Origin of the sequence: Dokdonia ponticola, assembly GCF_042653865.1 — a bacterium.
Taxonomy (GTDB): domain Bacteria; phylum Bacteroidota; class Bacteroidia; order Flavobacteriales; family Flavobacteriaceae; genus Dokdonia; species Dokdonia ponticola.
Map to the genome: position 1 here is coordinate 587,133 of NZ_JBHSFV010000001.1, position 18,620 is coordinate 605,752.

The following is an 18,620-nucleotide window of genomic DNA, read 5'->3' on the forward strand; positions in this document are numbered from 1 at the left end:
AGAAATAGTTTATGCATTTGCTCTGTAATTTTCTATAAAGGCTACCACGTCCTTAGTGCGTTGTACCTGTGATGCGCCAACGTGATGTGGGTTATTGCCAAAAACCTTGGTCACAGCATAAATGGCTTCAATCGTCGGGAATCCGTAGTCCAGATATTTTTTAATACCACAGAGATCTGCTGTTTTCTGACTTCTGGTATTCAGGAACCAATGACAACCTTCGTGGGCAAGTATTGCCACACGTATGGGAATGGTATAGCCAATAAATAAGCGCTGTGAAATCTGTACACGTGGCATCTTGCGATGTGTGCGCGCTGGTGTGATTAATTCCTTGCCAAAAGCATCTGTTATCGTAGGTAAGTATTGAAATAGAAACTCGTGATTTTTGGAATCGTAAAAACCAGTAGGTGTATGACCTGCTTTTTGGGCAAAGTCTATGGCAAAATCCATAAAGCGATGTTGCTCGGTGGTTGCCCAGACTTCGGCAGGTTTCATTTTTTCTACCTTGAAGTAGCTCATATCAAACTGATAGTCTTCTCCCGAAACCTTGTCGAACAGCTCCATTTCCAGCACTTCTGGGGTTACGGGAAGTGAAATCACAAACTCACGTTTCTCATTGCCTTCATAGAATTGTGCTTTTCTCCTGAAATAATACGTATTAGGATATCTCGGATCGTACACACGTATACCCAACTGTACTGGCATTTTAGAATTGATACCCAGTCGTATTTTGAAACGCTCTTTATTTGATGGAATCGGGATGATCATTGGCTATACAGTTGCTTGTTCTTTTTATTCTTGATAACCACTAATCCCACAACGCCAACTACAACCACGCCACCTAGAACAAAGACTATGGTAGGAATACCTTTCTTTTCTTCTTCTGCAACATCTGCCGCACCAATTGAAAAATCAAAGTCTGATGCAGGTTCAGTAGCTCCACCAAATCCTGTAGGCGATTTAGGCTTTGTGATGGTGTCGATAGCGGCGCCAATAGCTGTTGCGCCGCCCATATCTTGAACAGCGCTACCCAGTTTAGAAAAGAAGGCTTTGCTTTTGGCGCGACGTGCAATGCGTTTGGGTGCGCTGCGTCTTGCCGCTCTTCGTGCTTTACGTTTGGCACGACGCGCACGACGTTTCTTTTTGTTGCCAAAGAAATCGTCATAATTATCGTCCAGAATGTATTCTGTTTCTCCTGTAATCATAGGTTATAGTACTTCCAGAACACGCAAGGTGCTTCCTTTGGGTTCGTAGTTGATTTTGTGGTAGCCTTTACCAACAAATGGATAGCTTTTGGCTTCGCCTGGAAGAAGGGAAACGCCATTTACTTGGGCCGTTTTTTCTCCTATATTCTTGACAGATCCATACAGAAATCCCTCTTGAAAACTTCCATTATCAGATACTTCACTTTCCTTTATTTGCGCCAATATGTCCATTGCTTTTCTTTTTGATTTGAATGTATTTATAGATCCCAAAGCCTATAGCGCCAGTAACTCCGACGATAGCAATGATCTTGACTACCTTTGCTGTTTTACCATCTGACTTCATTGCCTTTTCTGCTGCTGCTTTCTCAACTGCGGCAGGAACTTGAAGGCTGGCAATTTGCGCTTTGGTAACCTTCTGATCTTTGCTGATTGGCTTGCCCTTTTTTACTAAAGTGGGCTTGAAAATCGGTTTGCTAGGCAGCTTGTTTTTTATAGGTGTTCCTTTGGGAATCAAGATGCTCACAGGGACTTTAGATGGCAGCTTTTTACGGACTACTTTCTTCTTCCTAATAGGTCTCGGTCTTCCTTTTACAATAGGTGGTCGGCGCAAGATTTTCCGTCTAGGTGCGATTTTGATACGCCTTTTTGGGGTACGTCTTGCGATTCTTCTTGCCTTTCTGCGCTGTCTACGTATTTTCCTGCGACCACGTCTATAGCTGTCGTAATCTCCATCGTCGTACACGTCATAGTCTATTAATCCGAATGTGTTTGTCATAGCTGTTGTGGCATTTGGGCGCGCTGACCGCCATAAGGCATCGGTGGCTGGTTGGACTTCATTAAAATTGCCGCGCCTATGCCTAGAACCACTACACCGCCGCCTATCATCAGCATCATATTGGTTTTCTTTTTTGCTTCGGCTTCTTTGCGTTTTTGTTCTTCACGACGGCGTTCTTCTGCTTGTCTTCGCTCTTCATCACGGCGGCGTTGTTCTTCACGCATCTGTTGCATACGGCGTTCCATATCTCTTTTGGCCGCTGCGGCTTGTGCTGCGGCTGCTGCTGCTGCATTACTGCTACCACCAGAACTACGGCGTTTTTTCTTTTTGAAGAGACCGCCCAGGATTCCCACGGCACCTTTGGCCACGGCTCCCCAAAACTCGTCCTCACGACCTGCAAGTCGGGATATGAGTTCTGCAAGCGCTTTCGCGAAAGCGGAATTGTCATCCTTCATCAGTTCTACGGTCTCATTAATGAGTGCCTTGTGTGATGGCCTGTCACGGAAAGTGATACCATAGACACGCAAGAGCTGTTGCAGTTCTAAGGGATAGTGCAGGATCAGGTATGAGATATCATCTATCGCCTGATTGTATTTCAATTGTTTGGTTTTATTTGCCATTTTTTAAGTCAAATTTTATGCTCGCACCTACCAGAACACCAGCGATAAATACGACGCCAAAAAGCAACATCTCATCTTTTGTGATATGGATGCCATTGGGTTTGTCTTCAGTTACTTCTGGTTTGGATTCCGGTTTGCTTTCCTTGCGTTTGCGCAGTTCGTTCCAGACCATTTGAACTTCTTGAGCTAGGTTTTTATCTTCCAGATCTTCATTGGATCGCTTTACGATGTCCTGATAATATTTCTCTAGGGCTTTATCATCGTAGGAATTGAACTGATCCAGAAAGCTATCTTCATCTCCAGAACCTGCATAGTTGGAATGAACGCAGGATTTACAATAATTTTCCGCTTTCGTACTTCGGCTACGCTCAGTATGAACTACAGCGTTTTTACCACAGGCAGCACATTTGGAATTTTCAACAGTATTTACCTGAAGTATCGCTGCTTTATCTGGATGAATTTCCAAAAGATCCTTGATGACCTTTCTGCCCTTGTTCTTTACAAGTTCCTTGACCGCCTGGGACAGATGTTGCTGGTTGTCAATTTTTTCAAAACCGTAATCAAACAAAATGTCATTTGCGGCATCTGTGTTATGGAAGACGATATAGTCTATCCTGTTCTGTGCGAGATTTTTGGGGTTATTGTTGCGTTTCATAAGGTGTCGTTAAAAAAGAACAGCCAGAGCTAGGTTTGGGGGAAACCGTGACTCTGGCTGTCTCAATTAGGGAAAGAGTCAAGACTCAAGTCGGAGCTCCAACTATCGTCTCTTACGTCTTACAAGGCGTGACTTAGACCGTCTCGCCACCGGTTTTCTGACATATCGACGACGGCTTACAGGTCTCCTGCGAGAACGTCTCACTCTACGTCTAGGACGCCCTAATGGTCTGGGTTTTCTACGACTGCGTATCAGGTCTAGTTGTGGAAGCCCTGTCGTACGTGGCGCACGAGAAAGTTCTGCAACGTTCTGACCTTTAAGCAAGTTGCCCAGATTTGCTCTTGCTTTGATGGTAAATGTGAATACGGCTGTAATACCATCTTCTACCATAATCTGAAGGGAATCCTGTCCCGTCACGTCCATCTCGAAGTTGTCATCGTCAATGAGCGTTTGGGTAAAGTTTTGTGGCGAAGTCGCATTACGCGGTTGATACACTCTGGTCGTTTTTGAACCTGAAGCTGTTCTACGCTCCACACGCAGTACATTATCAAACTGTAGCGGATTGCTCACAGAGTACTTCATTCCCGATATCTTAAATGGGTTTGCCTTACTCTCTTCTCGTACTTCCTTGTGACTGGATTCTTCTATCTCTACGGTCACGCCATTAGGCTGTGCCGCCTCACGGTTACCGCCAAAAACATTTGCCTCTGCCGCTGCGCCAGATTTGTTTGTGATCACTACCGTTAGGGTACGGTCATTAGGATCAATCTTGCCTACTGTGGCTGCGGTGTAGTCGTCATAATCATCTTCGTACTCGACTTCATCTGCATAATCATCATAGTCGTCGTACTCGTCTTCAAACTCATCATCATAACCATCTTCTAGGCCTTCAAAGCCTGTATCGAAGTCGTCCTCATCGTCATAATCATCATAGTCTTCTTCGTGGTCGTAATCGTCGTATTGGTTTTCTGCGTCTTCTTCGTAGCGCATTAACTCGTCGTTATAATCTTTCATTTGTCTGGGATTTGTCCATTGCAACAATGGAGTTTTTCATCTCAAGAATATGTTGTCCCTTATGGCGCATCTCTAAATGCTATGCCTTTTTTGTAGGGATAGCCGCAGTCTTCTTGTTTTTTTCTGCGAGCTTTTTTGCCTTCATCTTTTGAACCATAGGTGCTACCAGTAAGGTTCCTATTGCGATGCCGGCGATTCCTGCTCCTACGCAATACATTATAGGTTGCCAGGCGATGTCATTTTTCTGTGCCATTTTGGGTTGTTTTTGTAAAACTGTTTGTAATAATGGGCAGGTCTCTAAACCTTGTGAGCACAAAGATGAAGGGAAGAAGAAGGTTTACCGTGGTAGGGTTTGGGACTTTGGGACGGAGATAGAGATGCTGGAGCTATAGAACGAGCTATAAATAAAGAAACTGATAAAGGAATAGATATTGCTATATATGTCAAGTAAATAGATGTAAAAACTTGACATTATAAAGAATTAAACTATCTTTGTAATGCTTAAACTATGAATATAACAGCATACATAAAAGATAAGATAGCTCGTATAGATGCAGGAGATGCATTTACATACGATGATCTGGCTATACCTCAAGGTGAGTTTACAGCTGCTTCTAAGTCTTTAAGTAGACTAGTTACTGCTGGTACTATAAAGAGATATAGAAAAGGTGTTTATTATAAGCCTAAACAAACAGACTTTGGCGAATTAAGACCTAGTGATACAGAACTGCTCAATATCTATCTTTTTGAAGATAACAAACAGGTGGCCTACATTACTGGAGTGCGATTGTACAATCAATTCAGGCTGACCACTCAGGTTCCTAACGTAGTGAGAATTGCTAGTTCTTCAAAACAAGTACGTGGTAAGGTAGGAAACACAATGGTACGACCTGCAAAGAGCTATGTTACCGTTTCTAAAAAGAACATTCCATTACTACAGGTGCTCGATGTTGCAAAAGACTTTAAAAATATTCCTGATGGCGATAGCTCTCAGATTCTTTCATTTCTCAAAAATAGAATAGCTCAATTTTCTGCAAAAGATCTGGAACGTTTTACCGCTTTCGCAAAAGCGTACCCACCTAAAGTTGCTGCCTTAATAGGTGCCATCTACGAGTTTATGGGATTAGAAAAACAGAGCAACGCATTACGTGAGAACATCAATGCCTTAAGTACCTACACCTTTGGGATTTCCAAGGATATATTACCCACCATAAACAACTGGAACATCGCTTAATGAAATTACACGAATATCAAGAACCCTTCAGAAATGCGATACGTGCTGCCGCAGATCATTTCGGCATTGCCGAAATATTTATTGAAAAAGATTACTGGGTCACTTTTGCGCTCAAGCAAATATTTACAAATCCTGCATCAAAGGATATTACTGTGTTTAAAGGTGGAACGTCTTTATCAAAATGTCATAAGATCATTGAGCGCTTTTCGGAAGATATAGATCTCGTCATCATCACTACCGAAGAAGAAGGAAGTAACGCCATCAAGAAGAAACTTAAGCTTGTCACAGAAGCTGTGGCAGAACCTTTGACTTATGTTCCTGGACATTTGATCGAGAACAAAAAGGGGAAGATTAGAAAACTGGTGTACAGTTATGATAAAAGCGGAATGGATGGAGCCTTTGGCCACGTGCGTGACGAGATTGTGGTTGAAGTCTCAAGCTATGGCAGCCCGCATCCCAGCAGTATGGTTGAAATACACTCGATGATTACCGATTTAATTGCCAGTACCGGAAATGTGGATCTGATAACCAAATACGAGCTCGAACCTTTTAAAGTAGTTGCGCTAGATATTGAGCGTACCTTTTGTGAGAAAGTGATAAGTCTGGTGCGATTTTCTTATACTGATAATCCTTTGAAAGACTTGGCAGATAAAGTTAGGCACACCTATGATTTGCACCAACTATTAAAGTTAGAGCGAATACAAGATTTTCTTGCAAGTGAAGACTTTTCTGCAATGCTTAATCAAGTAGATAAGGATGATGACAAAGCGATTCCTAATGATAAGGAATGGCTCGCACAACACCCAAGCAAAGCACTCATATTTGACGATCTTGAAGACGTTTGGAGCAAAATAAAATCAACCTACAACAGCTCTTTCAAAGAATTACTTACTGGCGAGTTACCTGACGATGAGGAAGTCTTGAAATCTCTTAAAGCTATTAAGGATCGTGTGGGAGAAATTGAATGGGAGATGTCATAAGTAACAACAAACTCAATATCTATTATCTATTAACTTAATATCAATATGAACCCATTAGATCAATTTAAAAATATAAATGCAAGCCAAAAAGCAATAGAAGCAGCGATGGGTAGTATTGCGAAATTAGATTGGGTAAATGAAATGACTAAACGCATTCAGTATCCTACAAATATTGCAGCATTTGGTGGTGCTTTAGATATCCTTAAATCAATGCACCAACATCCTGGAATTGAATCGATGAATTCTATTTCTAAAGTGACATCTGGAATCGTACCGCTATTAGATTGGTATAAAGACAATCCACTTAAAAATCAGATGGATGGCATTATAACCAATCACGCCTTGCTCAATCAGCGCTTGTCATCTTTATCATCTTTATCATCAATGTATGCTGAAAATTATGTGAAGCCATTGAATGCTATAGAAGTTGCACTGAGAGGTATTTCTACAGATTTTTTGAAGAATATATCATTTGATGATCTTGATAAAGCTGAAGAGGAATATGATCTTGTTGAGGAGGCTACCGAAGCAATAGTGACTCAAGCAGAATCGCTACAAACTTTCTCAGATAAGTATGTGACTCAGGAAAGTTTTGAAAAATTTCAGAGACAGTTATTTGATGAATTGCAACTGATAAGTTCAAAGTCTAAATCTGAAAAAGCTAAAGCCTTTATTTTTCAAATAATGCAAATCATTTCATTTGTTGTGATGATTTTTTCATTATACAGCGATTCCCATAAAATGACAAACAAAGAGCTTTCTGAAATCATAGACGATAAATTTAAATCGCATCAAGAGCACACTAATATAAAGTTAGATAGCATTTTAAGTCAAATCACGAAACAAAGGCTTGCAACTACTGACGTAAATCTGAGAGTGAACAATAAGAAAAGAGCTGCAATAAAGGGTATCGTTAAAAAGGGACAGTTGATAAGCGTTATTGAGACTCGACATAAGTACTTATTAATCTATTATATTGATCAAGAAACTGGTGAGCCTAAATCCGGTTTTGTTTTCAAAAAATACTTTGAAAAGATTGATTAAAATCACATAGGCCCAACCATCCCATCTTCGTGATACCGTAACTTATCTGAAATCAATTTCACAATTGCATCATTCTTTGTTTTGTAGATGTTGTTGCCGTCAAAATCTTCTTCATTCAGTAACATTTTCACTTTACGGCTTTCTTCCTGGTCGATAAATTTTTTACAGGCACGTATAAAGGCTGCACGGCTACAACCACGTATGCGTTGCTCTCGCATATTGATATAGACAAAGAAACTTTTCTGGATCTTGTATTCTTGCTCTGTGATCTTACCCATTGCAAAAGCATTAGAACACAACTCGTATTGTTCATCTACAATGAGCTGACCGATACGAACCATTTGATATTTTGGAATGCGTTCTCGATAGCGAGTTACATCATCTACCTGATGGTGCAAACGCAACCACGTACAGTTTTGCCATTCTGATGTAGTGATTTTCGCTACGGACTGATGCGTGAGCACAATGTCTATTCCCTTATGACGCACGGTACAGAGTGCACCGATCATCGACTGTCCCTTAGCACCAGTCATATAGTGATCGATATCGTCCAGAACCACCAAGCCATTTTTAAAATGTTTCATAATTTTGGTAATGACTTCTTTCTTTTCGTCATTATCCATAGGCGATCCGTCAGGATTAAAAGGCCTTATTCTGCGTGAAGTTACTTTGGTCAACGCCTTGAGATGATTTGGACTTACCGTACGGAATTGCGGATAATCATCATCGTTAGTATCAAAAGCCAGCACTTTACGACCTTTCTTGCCAATCGCAAGATGATCCATCATATAACGTTTGATCTCTTGCTTGTTTCTATAGGTTTTCCCAACACCAGTCTCGCCACAGACCAATAAAATCATTGGTTGGCGTTCTAGGTCTTCTTTGAGATAGCTTATAGATTTTCTTCCGCGATTATAATGTTCCGACATAGCTATTTTGTATTGGGTTCGTCTTCGGCTACTTCAAGGATGGTAGCTTCTGGAATATCGTTATCTATATCTTCAAAATCGACTTCTTCAGTTGATTGAGGCGTTTCTTTTTCTGCTTTCGTACTTTGACGTGGCTCCGCAAAAACTTCATCATAATCCTTAACATTTTCTTCCTCATCAAAATCTAACTCTTCCTGAAAATCTTGATTAGCATATTCTTCTTCTTGCGCTGTGAATTCTTCTTGTTCTTCTTCGAGAACTGAAGCTTTTTCATCACGGATGATATCAAGAATGCGCTCTTCCAGAATATTATTTTCTGCTCTCACTTCCATAACGACCTGTGCTTTTTTCATTAAGATGGACAGGACTGCACCCATTAATTGCTGTTCTGGCGTGAGTTTTTTGGCTTTCTTACGCAGGATTTGAGCAAGTAACGGACGCAATAATGCTTTGTCTTCCTTGTCTAGCTTTACGCGAGCAACATTCTTATCGTTCTGCTGATCGATAACGGTAATGATCTCATCAAACTCATAGAATTCTTTGTGCTTGCTGATTTTTACAAAGTAACCGCCACCTACTTCCAGAACATTGTTAGACATTCCCAAAAGTGCATCAGCCGCTTGGTTGGCTTGGCTTAGAGGCAGTTCAAAGTCTTCGTCTGTAGGTTGTGGCTCATCATCATCGTCATAGCCACCACCATTTATTTCCTGTTCTGGGGCATCTAGTGGTTGCTCACGTTTTTCCTGTTCTACATTTTCTTCTACGGTTTTGCGGAATTCTGGTTGCTCGCTAGATGGTATCACAGGTTCTTCTGGCATCTGGTGTGGTCGGTCTGGTTTCCACACGTTCCAACTTTTTTGCTTTTCGGGATCACTTTCTATTGGTCGCTCGCCACCGATGTCTTTTTCAATCACAGGTTGGTTGAGCGGACTACTATCTTCGCCCTGAATACTTTCAAATGTGATTTCTTCTGGTGCTGTGGTAAGGACGTCCTTTACTTCTTGAGCTATTTCTTCTTTCATAAATTCTAATTGAGTTTTGCGATAAAGTTGACCACGTTGTTTTCCAGAACTTGAAACTTGGCGACAAAAGGTTTGTAAAAGCTTGGGATGCTAAGGATCTCATCGCATTTATGGTAGTTGTACATCACAGCTCTCTTAGACTGCTTAAAACTCTCGCCTATCTTGGCATAACTGGTATCAGTATATTTCTTGAGCAGAAAATAACACGCCATCCTGGCATCACGGTATTCTTGAATCGTGCTCGTATAAAATTCTGGCTCTTGAAGATCAAAAATTTGGATGCTCTGCGAGATGATATACACAACGAGCAGTTTTACCTTTTGGGTGTCGCTGGATTTAAGTTGGGCGTTTCCAGAAAGATTATTAATGACTTCTATGGTTTTGACAAGTCCAAATTTTCCTATAAGCGTATCTACACTATGCTGTAAGTCGCTATAATCTGGTTGTTCTTTTTTCATCTTGGCTGTGAATTGATTCTCACGTGCCAAACTACTAAAAGAGAGTTTTCAGGGGTTTGTTAATTGGTATTCAAAAAGTTTCGATGTGGTTTGTGGATAATTCCGCTTTAACGCTACGCTCTTCCTTTGGTCGTGAATCTCGCAAGCTCGCTTTTGCGAAAGCGAACTGAAAACAAAATGAGAAATAAAGATGAATAGCTTGTAAACTTTGTTAATTTTAGGAGCTGAACAACTTTGTAAAGCACTAAATGGCATTATTCCAGACATCTGTACTCAAAAAATATCTCGCACAACAGGACACAAACGCAGTAGATAAGGCATATCGCAAGTACACCAAATTCTTTCTCAACCTTGAGATACAGCAAAATATAGACAAGAGTAACGAGGAGCAAATACAGGCTACTTTTCTTACAGAACTCTTTGTAAACGTGCTCGATTATACGATTAATCCAAAACCCAAATACAACCTAACTACAGAATATAAAAACGAGAAAAATAACCGCAAGGCAGACGGTGCCATTATTACAGAAGAAAAAACAGTAGCCGTTGTAGAACTTAAGGGCACAAATACAAAGGATCTGGAAAGCATACGACGTCAGGCTTTTGATTATAAAGTAAATCACAAAGGATGCAGGTTTGTCATTACCTCTAATTTTGAAAAACTACGTTTCTATATAGACGATACGACAGAGTTACTGGATTTTGACCTATTTAATCTTACACGTGATGACTTTGGATTGCTGTATTTGTGTTTGTACAAAGACAATTTGCTCAAGGAGTTACCGCTTCAGATAAAGCAGGATTCACTCATCGTAGAGGAACAAATTACCAAAGAGTTTTACAAAGATTATTCGCTTTTTAAACGTGAGCTGTATCGCGATCTGGTCAAGAAAAACGGTAAAGTCTTAAAGGTCGCGATTCTGGAAGAGACTGGTATTACAGATAATGCAGAACATCAGTCAGATCTTGAACGCCTGGAGAAAAACGTAAAACTCACGCTTTTTAAAAAGTCGCAGAAACTTATAGATCGTTTTCTCTTCATCTTTTTTGCCGAAGATCGCGGACTCTTACAACCTAATTATACCATAAAACGTCTGGCAGAATGGGACACCATACGCAAGCTGGACGTAGATGAGCCGCTGTATGATCGCTTTAAAAAGCACTTTAACTATCTGGATAAAGGTCGTAAAGGCGATGCAGAAAATAAAGAGATTTTTGCCTACAATGGTGGCCTCTTTAAGCCAGATTCTATCCTGGATCGTGTGATTATAGATGATGATTTACTCTACAATCACACCAAAAAACTGGCAACTTATGATTTTGAAAGCCAAGTTGACGTAAACATCCTCGGTCATATTTTTGAAAACTCTCTCAACGAGATTGAAAGTATTAATGCCGAAATAGAAGGTGGCAACTTTGACAAACAGAAAAGCAAGCGTAAGAAGGATGGCGTTTTTTACACGCCTAAGTACATCACAAAATACATTGTAGAAAATACGGTAGGAAAATTATGTAATGAGAAAAAAGCCGAACTCGGTTTTAAAGAAGAAGAATATTTTAAAGGTCGTGGTACCGGAAGAAAGAAGCGAAACGACAAGACCATACAAAAGCTAGTCGAAACGCTAGACACCTACCGTGATTGGTTGCTACAGATTACTATTTGTGATCCTGCTTGTGGCTCTGGTGCATTTCTTAACCAGGCGCTGGATTTTCTCATTAAAGAACATCAGTATATAGATGAGCTTAAGACCAAAATTCTAGGTGGTGGCTTGCAGTTTCCAGATATAGAAAACACCATACTGGAGAACAATATTTATGGTGTAGATCTTAACGAGGAGTCTGTAGAGATTGCAAAGCTATCACTCTGGCTACGAACCGCACAACCACGTCGTAAGCTCAACGATTTGAGCAGTAATATAAAATGTGGTAACAGTTTAATAGACAGTAAAACCATTGCAGGAGATAAAGCCTTTAACTGGGAGACCGCTTTCGCGAAAGTATTTGCAAACGGAGGTTTTGATGTTGTGATTGGGAATCCGCCTTATGTAAGTCACGATAGAGTTGATCATCCAAAATACTTAAAAAAGCACTATTCTAGCTATCAGTCATTTGCAGATTTATTTTGTTACTTCTACGAATTAGGAATAAAAATCATCAAGAAAAATGGAATGTTATCATACATAACTTCTAATTCATTTTTAAAAGCAGATTATGGGAATCCATTAAGAAACTTCTTAATTATTAATGGAAATATTGATCAGCTAATTAACATTGAGGATGCCCAAATTTTTTCTGATGCTGTGGTAAATTCCGTGATACTAGTTTTTAAAAAATCATCTGACAAGTCACAAAAAGCTACTATAGTCAATTCAAAATATGAGGTTAAAACTGACTTTTTGCAATTCATTTCCGAAAATCAGTTTTTTTACTCTCAAAAAGACTTAGAATCGCTTTCTTGGACGCTTATAAGACCAGAATATTTAAAAATCACTCAAAAGTTAAAAGGGAACAATCCAACTTTAGAGGATTTACAAACAAAAATAAGGCTTGGTATTGCAACTGGCTCTAATCAAGCATTTCTAATAGACGAGGATAAGAAGAATGAATTAATCTCTAAAGATTACAGAAGTGCCGAGATTATACAGCCAATTTTAAGAGGTCGAGATATATACAGGTACCATTATGAATTACCAAATCAATACATTATACTCAGTAAAAACGGAATTGATATTCCAAAAGATTATCCAGCTATTTATGACCATTTAGAAGGCTTTGGAGATAAATTCAAATCACGTGGAGCGAAAGGTCAGCATTGGACTAACCTAAGAGCTTGTTCTTTTTTTGAAGATTTCAAGGAAGAGAAAATTGTATGGATAGAACTTACGGACAGCGGTAGGTTTAGCCTTTGTTCTGAAGAAATTTATTTATTGAATAGCGCCTATTTCTTACTTCCACCAGATGGGATCTTATCCGGCTACTTACTATCAATTTTGAATTCAAAAGCGATGAAGTTTTATCTTCATCAAATAGCAAACACGAGTGGTGTTGGAACTTTCAGGTATTTTAATATATATGTAAAAGAATTCCCCATTCCCGATGTTTCACAGGATCTTCAAGAGACTTTACATCTGAAATCTGATACCTTAAAAAATACCATTCTTGACTTCAAAAAATTAAACGGAACATTTAGAAAGTATTTTAGATCAAATTATTCGCTTAAAAAAACATCACGTAAACTCGAAAACTGGCAAGATTTAGATTTTGGCGATTTTATCAAAGAACTTAATAAAGCAATTAAAGCCACCAACAAATTACGAGAAAAGGAAGGTCAAGCACCAGTTGCGGTACTTACCAAAACAGACGAGTTTGAATGGTTAGACCTCTTTGAGCAAAACAAGAAAAAAGCACAAGACCTACTATCACAAATTAATACCCTAGAACAACAAATAGATGCAATGGTGTATGAACTGTATGGATTGAGTGATGAGGAGATAAGGATTGTGGAGAATGGGTAAGATGGAAGGAACTTGCGCGTTATATAAAACTGTAGGAAAATTAAGGGAAAGCCACATCATCCCAAAGTTTGTTATTAAGCATTCTATAAAAACAGGCTCAAAATTTCAACGACGTGTTATAGCGCCCAATGTTAGAATGCAGGACGGCATCAAAATACCATTGCTGAGTCCAAAAGCAGAACAAGAGTTTGGTAAACGTGAGAAATGGTTTGCAGAGAATATTTTTCATCCCTATTTAAAATCCCAATACCATCTACCGTATAACGAAAATCTATATTATTTCGCTATTTCCCTACTATGGAGAACAATTCATTTAGAAATGAAAATGGATGAAGAGCTTTCTGAAAAATGGTTCTATCAACTCTTGCTAGACTGTGAAATAGAATGGAAAGGCTTTCTTTCAAGTTCTATTTTTCCTAGAAAATTTTCCAACTGCTATTTATGGTTTACAGACAGAGTTGAGTTTCATACCACTGAGCTTGAAGGTGTAGATTACTATTTGACGCGAATGAATGATCTTACAATTATCAGCAATCCTGAAAAGACATATTTAGCCATTTATGCAAAATTCAACAGGTTTATGTTTTTTTCGGTATTGAAGTCTCCAGGTGGCGAAGATGGATTGGCAGACCTAGCAATCAATCCTATTCAGGGAACCTATAACATACCACAACAATTTGAGTATTGGGCTTTATCGGAATTCTTGACTAATAGAATCCACGGAATTAGCAAGCACAAGCGAGCAAGTGAGGATCAACAAGATAAAATTTATGAAGAGATAGCTAAAGATCCCGAGGCATTTTGGAATTCAGATGCCGGAAGGTCTATGTATAATGATCACTTCAATTTAAAGAAATAGAAATATGAGAATAGATTTTTTACATATACAAAACTTCAGAAAACTGAAGAACTGTCGCATTGATGTCTCTTCGCGAGAAACACTTTTAGTCGGTGCGAATAATAGCGGAAAGACATCTGCTATGGACGCCTTAATTCTATTTCTCACTAAAAACCGATCCTTTGATCTCAAAGATTTCACCTTATCTAATTGGGCTGCCATTAATAAAATTGGAGATACTTGGCTTCAAGAGAAAGATCCTGAGAAAATAGACCTAAGTAGTAAACCTTGGGAAACAGAAATACCAACACTAGATTTGTGGCTGCAAGTTGAAAACACAGAATTACAACACGTGAGTCACATAATTCCTTCACTTGATTGGAAAGGAGGCTTACTTGGTGTGCGATTACGTTACGAACCGACTGACATAGAATCACTTTATGCAGAGTTTATAAAAAGCATTGAAAATTCTAAGAATATTTATGATGCTAAAAAGGGAAAATCTGCAACGTTCAATTTGTGGCCTAAAAATCTACGGGATTTTTTAGACAAAAGACTCGGCACTTATTTCAAAGTTCAAACCTATTTATTAGACCCTGCGCAAAATGAAAAACCACAATCATTAACAGAAAAAGATATTGCGGTTCAAAACGAAGTCTTGAACAAATTGATCAATGTAGACATAATAAACGCGCAACGAGGTTTTACTGATGTAAATACAGATGCTGTTGAAGGTAGTAACACTAAAAATCTATCATCACAACTACGAAATTATTATGAAAAACATCTTAATCCTAGTATAAATCCAACTGAAGCCGACGTTGATGCATTGGTCCAATTGCATCAGGCTAAAGAAGCCTTTAATACAAATTTAGAAAGTAGCTTTAAAGATGCCTTAAATGAACTCGAAGATCTCAACTATCCAGGCTTTGGAAACCCACAAATAAAATTAAGCAGTGAAATAAATACAGCGAGTAGTTTACAACACGACTCAGCAGTACAATATGCTCTTAATGACGGAAAGACAGAATTGTCTCTACCAGAAAAATATAATGGTTTGGGTTATCAAAATCTAATTTCGATGATTTTCAAGCTCATAAGTTTTAGAGATAAGTGGATGAAGAAGGGTAAAAGTTTAGACCTAAATGATCCAGAAATTATTTTTCAACCCATTCATTTAGTTTTAGTTGAAGAACCAGAAGCACATTTACACGCACAAGTACAGCAAGTTTTTATACGAAAAGCATATAGTGTTTTACGAAAACACGATAACCTTGGAGATGATACGGCTTTTACAACACAGTTGATAATAAGTACCCATTCTAATCACGTCGCGCACGAAATTGATTTTACAGCCTTACGTTATTTCAGAAGAAATATTTCAGAGAAAGGTTCAATCAATACATCCTCAGTAGTCAACTTGTCAAAAACTTTTGGAACTGATGATGAAACTACAAGATTTGCAAAACGTTATTTAAAAACAACTCATAGTAACCTATTCTTTTCTGATGCGGCAATACTGGTTGAAGGACCAGCAGAGCGTATGTTGCTACCATATTTTATCACTCATCACACGCAATTAAGCAGTTGTTATGTTTCAATTTTAGAAATAGGTGGTAGCCACGCACATACCCTTCGACCGCTTATTGAAGCTTTAGGATTAATAACCTTAGTGATTACTGACTTAGATTCTGTGATTAAAGATTCAAGAAATAAGAAAACACAGCCAGCGTTGGGCAAAAATTACGAAACTGGAAATTCTACTCTCAAAGGATGGATTCCTGCTGAAAAAGATTTAGATAAACTTTTATCTACAGCTTTTGAAGACAAAGAGGATAAAAAGAACCCTATAAGGATTGCATATCAAACTCCTGTCAAAATAGATGAAAACAAAAAAGAAACCATAGTCTACCCATACACATTTGAAGATTCGCTGGTTCTAGAGAACGCATCAATTTTTAAGAGTTTGACTGATGCCAAAGGCTTACTTAAAAAAATGGTGGAGGCTACTAATGAAACTTCAGTTCAAAAATCAGCTGATGAGATGTATAAAATAATTACAGACCCATCATCAAAAAAAGCTGAATTTGCTTTAGAACTATTTTACTTTAAAGAACCAGATGTACTAAAAACACCCAAATATATTGAAGAAGGCCTCCTATGGATTGAAGACAAATTGAAGATTGAAAAGACAGGTTTACAAATTAAAACTGTAGAAAAATGATCTTAGCTGATGAGAACAATATAGATGATAATGTTGATATTCAAATATCAGAATGTTTAAATCCAAATAATCCAAAGAGTTTTTTCTTATTCGCGGGAGCTGGTTCAGGTAAAACGAGATCATTAGTGAAAGCTTTAACTGAATTTAAAAAGAATCACGGTAATAATTTTATTCTTAATAATCAAAAAATTGCGATCATAACCTACACGAACGCAGCCGCTGATGAGATTAAACAACGATTAAAATTCGATCCAATTTTCTATGTGAGTACAATTCATAGCTATGCTTGGGAACTTATACAACTATTTACCTCAGATATTAAATCTTATGTAAAAGCTAGGTTATTGAAGGATATAGAAGACCTTGAATTAGCCCAATCAAAAGCTAGAAGTTTACAAAATAAGTCCTCAATTGATCGTGCACGAAAAATAAAATCAAAAACCAAGCGGTTAGAAAATCTTCCCAACGTTACTCGATTCACTTACAACCCTAATGGGGATAATTTTAAAAAGGACTCATTGAATCACTCTGAAGTCATTGGAATTACAGCGGACTTTATAGCAAATGAAAGTTTGATGCAGGACATTGTTGCTGCTAGATTTCCGATAATTTTAGTAGATGAGAGCCAGGACACAAAAAAGGAACTAATTGACGCCTTGTTTACTTTACAAAAAGCCAAAAAAGGAGTTTTTTCACTCGGTCTATTTGGAGACACAATGCAACGAATTTATGCTGACGGCAAACCGAACCTAGGAGAATCATTACCATCAGACTGGGTTTTTCCTACTAAAAAAATGAATCATCGCTCTAACAAACGGATCATTAAATTAATAAATGATATCCGACAAGAAGTTGATGACCAAAAACAACAACCTAGAAAAGAAAAACCAGAAGGGATAGTTCGATTATTTATTGCCGACAGAGCTAGTGATAAGATTGTTACAGAAAATATTGTTGCAAAAAAAATGTTTACGCTTACAACAGATAAATCTTGGACGGAACCTGATGAAGTCAAGACTTTAATACTTGAACATCATATGGCTGCTATAAGGATGGGATTTATTGGTCTTTTCGAGCCATTGTATAAAGTGGATAGATTAAAGACCAGTTTGATAGATGGATCGTTATCTACCTTAAATCTTTTTAAGAATACAATCTTGCCTTTGATAGAAGCGCATAAAAGTGGCGACAAATTCTCCGTGATGAGGATAGTCAAAGCTAATTCCTTTTTATTCGATAAAAATGTAATAGTTAATTCCCAAGACCAATTAAAACACTTATCCGAAATTAATGATAACGTATCCAAGTTGTTAGCATTATGGGCAGATAACAGCGATCCATATTTAAAAGATATACTTCAAGTTATTTTTGAAACTAAGTTATTTCCATTACCAAATATTTTCAAGGTTATTAGTTCAAGAACTAAAAAGGAAGAATCCGCTTTTGAAAGTTCTGAAGATGAAGAGGAACTAAATGATGATGCTATTGATGCTTGGGACGTAGCGTTAAATGCAAAATTCTCAGAAGTGTCTAAATATGATGAATACCTCAAAGAAGAATCTAAGTTTGCTACACATCAAGGAGTTAAAGGTTTAGAGTTCCCAAGAGTTGTTGTAATAATAGACGATGAGGAAGCAAGAGGTTTTATGTTTAGTTATGATAAATTATTTGGAACTAAAGGGCCTAGTGCCTCTGATTTAAAAAATGAAGCTGAAGGCAATGATACTGGAATAGATAGAACCAGAAGACTATTTTATGTAGCGTGCAGTCGTGCAGAAGAAGGCCTAGCTGTAATAGCTTACACCGACAATCCAAGTCTTATTAAAAGAAATGCCATAGCTAATGGCTGGTTTAATGAAACGGAAATCGAGGTTTTATAATTTTAATACCCTATCGTCCAAAGTTTACAATCCACTAAAAACATCCCGTATATATTTGACCCATTATTAATATAAAAACCCAAAATTATGGCAAAGTCAAACACACCAGTAAATGGACCAAGTAAAACAGGAAACGCATCCGGAAAAGGTAGAGGAAACAATCCACCTCGAACAAGTTCAGGTAACTCTGGGAATTCAGGTTCTAAAGGGAAAAAGTAATGTAAATA

The 18,620-nt window shown here is 38.2% G+C and carries 19 protein-coding genes; 8 read left to right on the forward strand and 11 right to left on the reverse strand.

What is annotated here, in order from left to right:
* Positions 1–9: 9 nt before the first annotated feature.
* The 8 genes from ACFO3O_RS02705 to ACFO3O_RS02740 all read right to left on the reverse strand — a co-directional run bounded on the left by ACFO3O_RS02705 (position 10) and on the right by ACFO3O_RS02740 (position 4,522).
* Positions 10–768, reverse strand: a complete 759-nt coding sequence (locus ACFO3O_RS02705; protein WP_379976979.1) for a hypothetical protein — start codon at positions 766–768, stop codon at positions 10–12.
* Positions 765–1,205 carry a hypothetical protein gene (locus tag ACFO3O_RS02710; RefSeq protein WP_379976980.1) on the reverse strand — a complete coding sequence of 147 codons (441 nt, stop codon included), beginning with the start codon at positions 1,203–1,205 and terminating at the stop codon, positions 765–767. Before ACFO3O_RS02710 ends, ACFO3O_RS02705 begins: the two co-directional genes overlap by 4 nt.
* A gap of 3 nt (positions 1,206–1,208) precedes the next feature.
* Entirely contained in the window at positions 1,209–1,436 is a 228-nt protein-coding gene (locus ACFO3O_RS02715) for a hypothetical protein (protein WP_379976981.1), read from the reverse strand.
* Positions 1,405–1,980: a hypothetical protein gene (locus ACFO3O_RS02720; RefSeq protein ID WP_379976982.1), complete on the reverse strand. Its 576-nt coding sequence runs from the start codon at positions 1,978–1,980 to the stop codon at positions 1,405–1,407. Before ACFO3O_RS02720 ends, ACFO3O_RS02715 begins: the two co-directional genes overlap by 32 nt.
* Entirely contained in the window at positions 1,977–2,600 is a 624-nt protein-coding gene (locus ACFO3O_RS02725) for a hypothetical protein (RefSeq protein ID WP_379976983.1), read from the reverse strand. The genes ACFO3O_RS02720 and ACFO3O_RS02725 overlap by 4 nt, the downstream gene beginning before the upstream one ends.
* Complete coding sequence (locus ACFO3O_RS02730) at positions 2,590–3,255, reverse strand: hypothetical protein (RefSeq protein ID WP_379976984.1); 666 nt, start codon at positions 3,253–3,255, stop codon at positions 2,590–2,592. The genes ACFO3O_RS02725 and ACFO3O_RS02730 overlap by 11 nt, the downstream gene beginning before the upstream one ends.
* Positions 3,256–3,357: 102 nt before the next feature.
* On the reverse strand, positions 3,358–4,269 hold the full coding sequence (locus ACFO3O_RS02735; RefSeq protein WP_379976985.1) for a hypothetical protein: 912 nt from the start codon (positions 4,267–4,269) through the stop codon (positions 3,358–3,360).
* Between the two features lie 79 nt (positions 4,270–4,348).
* Positions 4,349–4,522, reverse strand: a complete 174-nt coding sequence (locus ACFO3O_RS02740) for a hypothetical protein (protein ID WP_303687165.1) — start codon at positions 4,520–4,522, stop codon at positions 4,349–4,351.
* Between the two features lie 255 nt (positions 4,523–4,777).
* Here ACFO3O_RS02740 and ACFO3O_RS02745 point away from each other — a divergent pair, with 255 nt between their 5' ends.
* From ACFO3O_RS02745 to ACFO3O_RS02755, 3 genes are read left to right on the forward strand one after another with little or no spacing between them, the layout of a single operon-like run.
* A complete protein-coding gene (locus ACFO3O_RS02745; protein WP_303687164.1) occupies positions 4,778–5,503 on the forward strand; it encodes a DUF6088 family protein in 726 nt (241 codons plus the stop codon).
* A complete protein-coding gene (locus ACFO3O_RS02750; RefSeq protein WP_379976986.1) occupies positions 5,503–6,483 on the forward strand; it encodes a nucleotidyl transferase AbiEii/AbiGii toxin family protein in 981 nt (326 codons plus the stop codon). The genes ACFO3O_RS02745 and ACFO3O_RS02750 overlap by 1 nt, the downstream gene beginning before the upstream one ends.
* A gap of 45 nt (positions 6,484–6,528) precedes the next feature.
* Positions 6,529–7,527 (forward strand): hypothetical protein, encoded by a 999-nt coding sequence (locus ACFO3O_RS02755; protein ID WP_303687162.1) that lies wholly within the window; start codon positions 6,529–6,531, stop codon positions 7,525–7,527.
* A 2-nt stretch (positions 7,528–7,529) separates the two neighbouring features.
* Here the strand turns inward: ACFO3O_RS02755 and ACFO3O_RS02760 are convergent, their stop codons facing one another.
* Genes ACFO3O_RS02760 through ACFO3O_RS02770 form a run of 3 tightly spaced genes read right to left on the reverse strand, consistent with a single transcriptional unit; the run spans position 7,530 to position 9,936 of the window.
* A complete protein-coding gene (locus ACFO3O_RS02760) occupies positions 7,530–8,456 on the reverse strand; it encodes a zonular occludens toxin domain-containing protein (protein ID WP_379976987.1) in 927 nt (308 codons plus the stop codon).
* A gap of 2 nt (positions 8,457–8,458) precedes the next feature.
* Positions 8,459–9,478, reverse strand: a complete 1,020-nt coding sequence (locus ACFO3O_RS02765; protein ID WP_303687426.1) for a hypothetical protein — start codon at positions 9,476–9,478, stop codon at positions 8,459–8,461.
* 5 nt (positions 9,479–9,483) lie between these two features.
* Entirely contained in the window at positions 9,484–9,936 is a 453-nt protein-coding gene (locus ACFO3O_RS02770; protein WP_304017179.1) for a hypothetical protein, read from the reverse strand.
* A 248-nt stretch (positions 9,937–10,184) separates the two neighbouring features.
* On the opposite strand from ACFO3O_RS02770, the gene ACFO3O_RS02775 reads away from it, so the two are divergent.
* The 5 genes from ACFO3O_RS02775 (at position 10,185) to ACFO3O_RS02795 (ending at position 18,612) form a co-directional block, all read left to right on the forward strand.
* Positions 10,185–13,451 carry an Eco57I restriction-modification methylase domain-containing protein gene (locus tag ACFO3O_RS02775; RefSeq protein ID WP_379976988.1) on the forward strand — a complete coding sequence of 1,089 codons (3,267 nt, stop codon included), beginning with the start codon at positions 10,185–10,187 and terminating at the stop codon, positions 13,449–13,451.
* Position 13,452: 1 nt separating this feature from the next.
* Positions 13,453–14,310, forward strand: coding sequence for a hypothetical protein (locus ACFO3O_RS02780; RefSeq protein ID WP_379976989.1), 858 nt, complete (start codon positions 13,453–13,455; stop codon positions 14,308–14,310).
* A gap of 4 nt (positions 14,311–14,314) precedes the next feature.
* Positions 14,315–16,513 carry an ATP-dependent endonuclease gene (locus ACFO3O_RS02785; RefSeq protein ID WP_379976990.1) on the forward strand — a complete coding sequence of 733 codons (2,199 nt, stop codon included), beginning with the start codon at positions 14,315–14,317 and terminating at the stop codon, positions 16,511–16,513.
* A complete protein-coding gene (locus ACFO3O_RS02790) occupies positions 16,510–18,393 on the forward strand; it encodes a UvrD-helicase domain-containing protein (protein WP_379976992.1) in 1,884 nt (627 codons plus the stop codon). The genes ACFO3O_RS02785 and ACFO3O_RS02790 overlap by 4 nt, the downstream gene beginning before the upstream one ends.
* Positions 18,394–18,480: 87 nt before the next feature.
* Positions 18,481–18,612 (forward strand): hypothetical protein, encoded by a 132-nt coding sequence (locus tag ACFO3O_RS02795; RefSeq protein WP_257895226.1) that lies wholly within the window; start codon positions 18,481–18,483, stop codon positions 18,610–18,612.
* Positions 18,613–18,620: the final 8 nt, after the last annotated feature.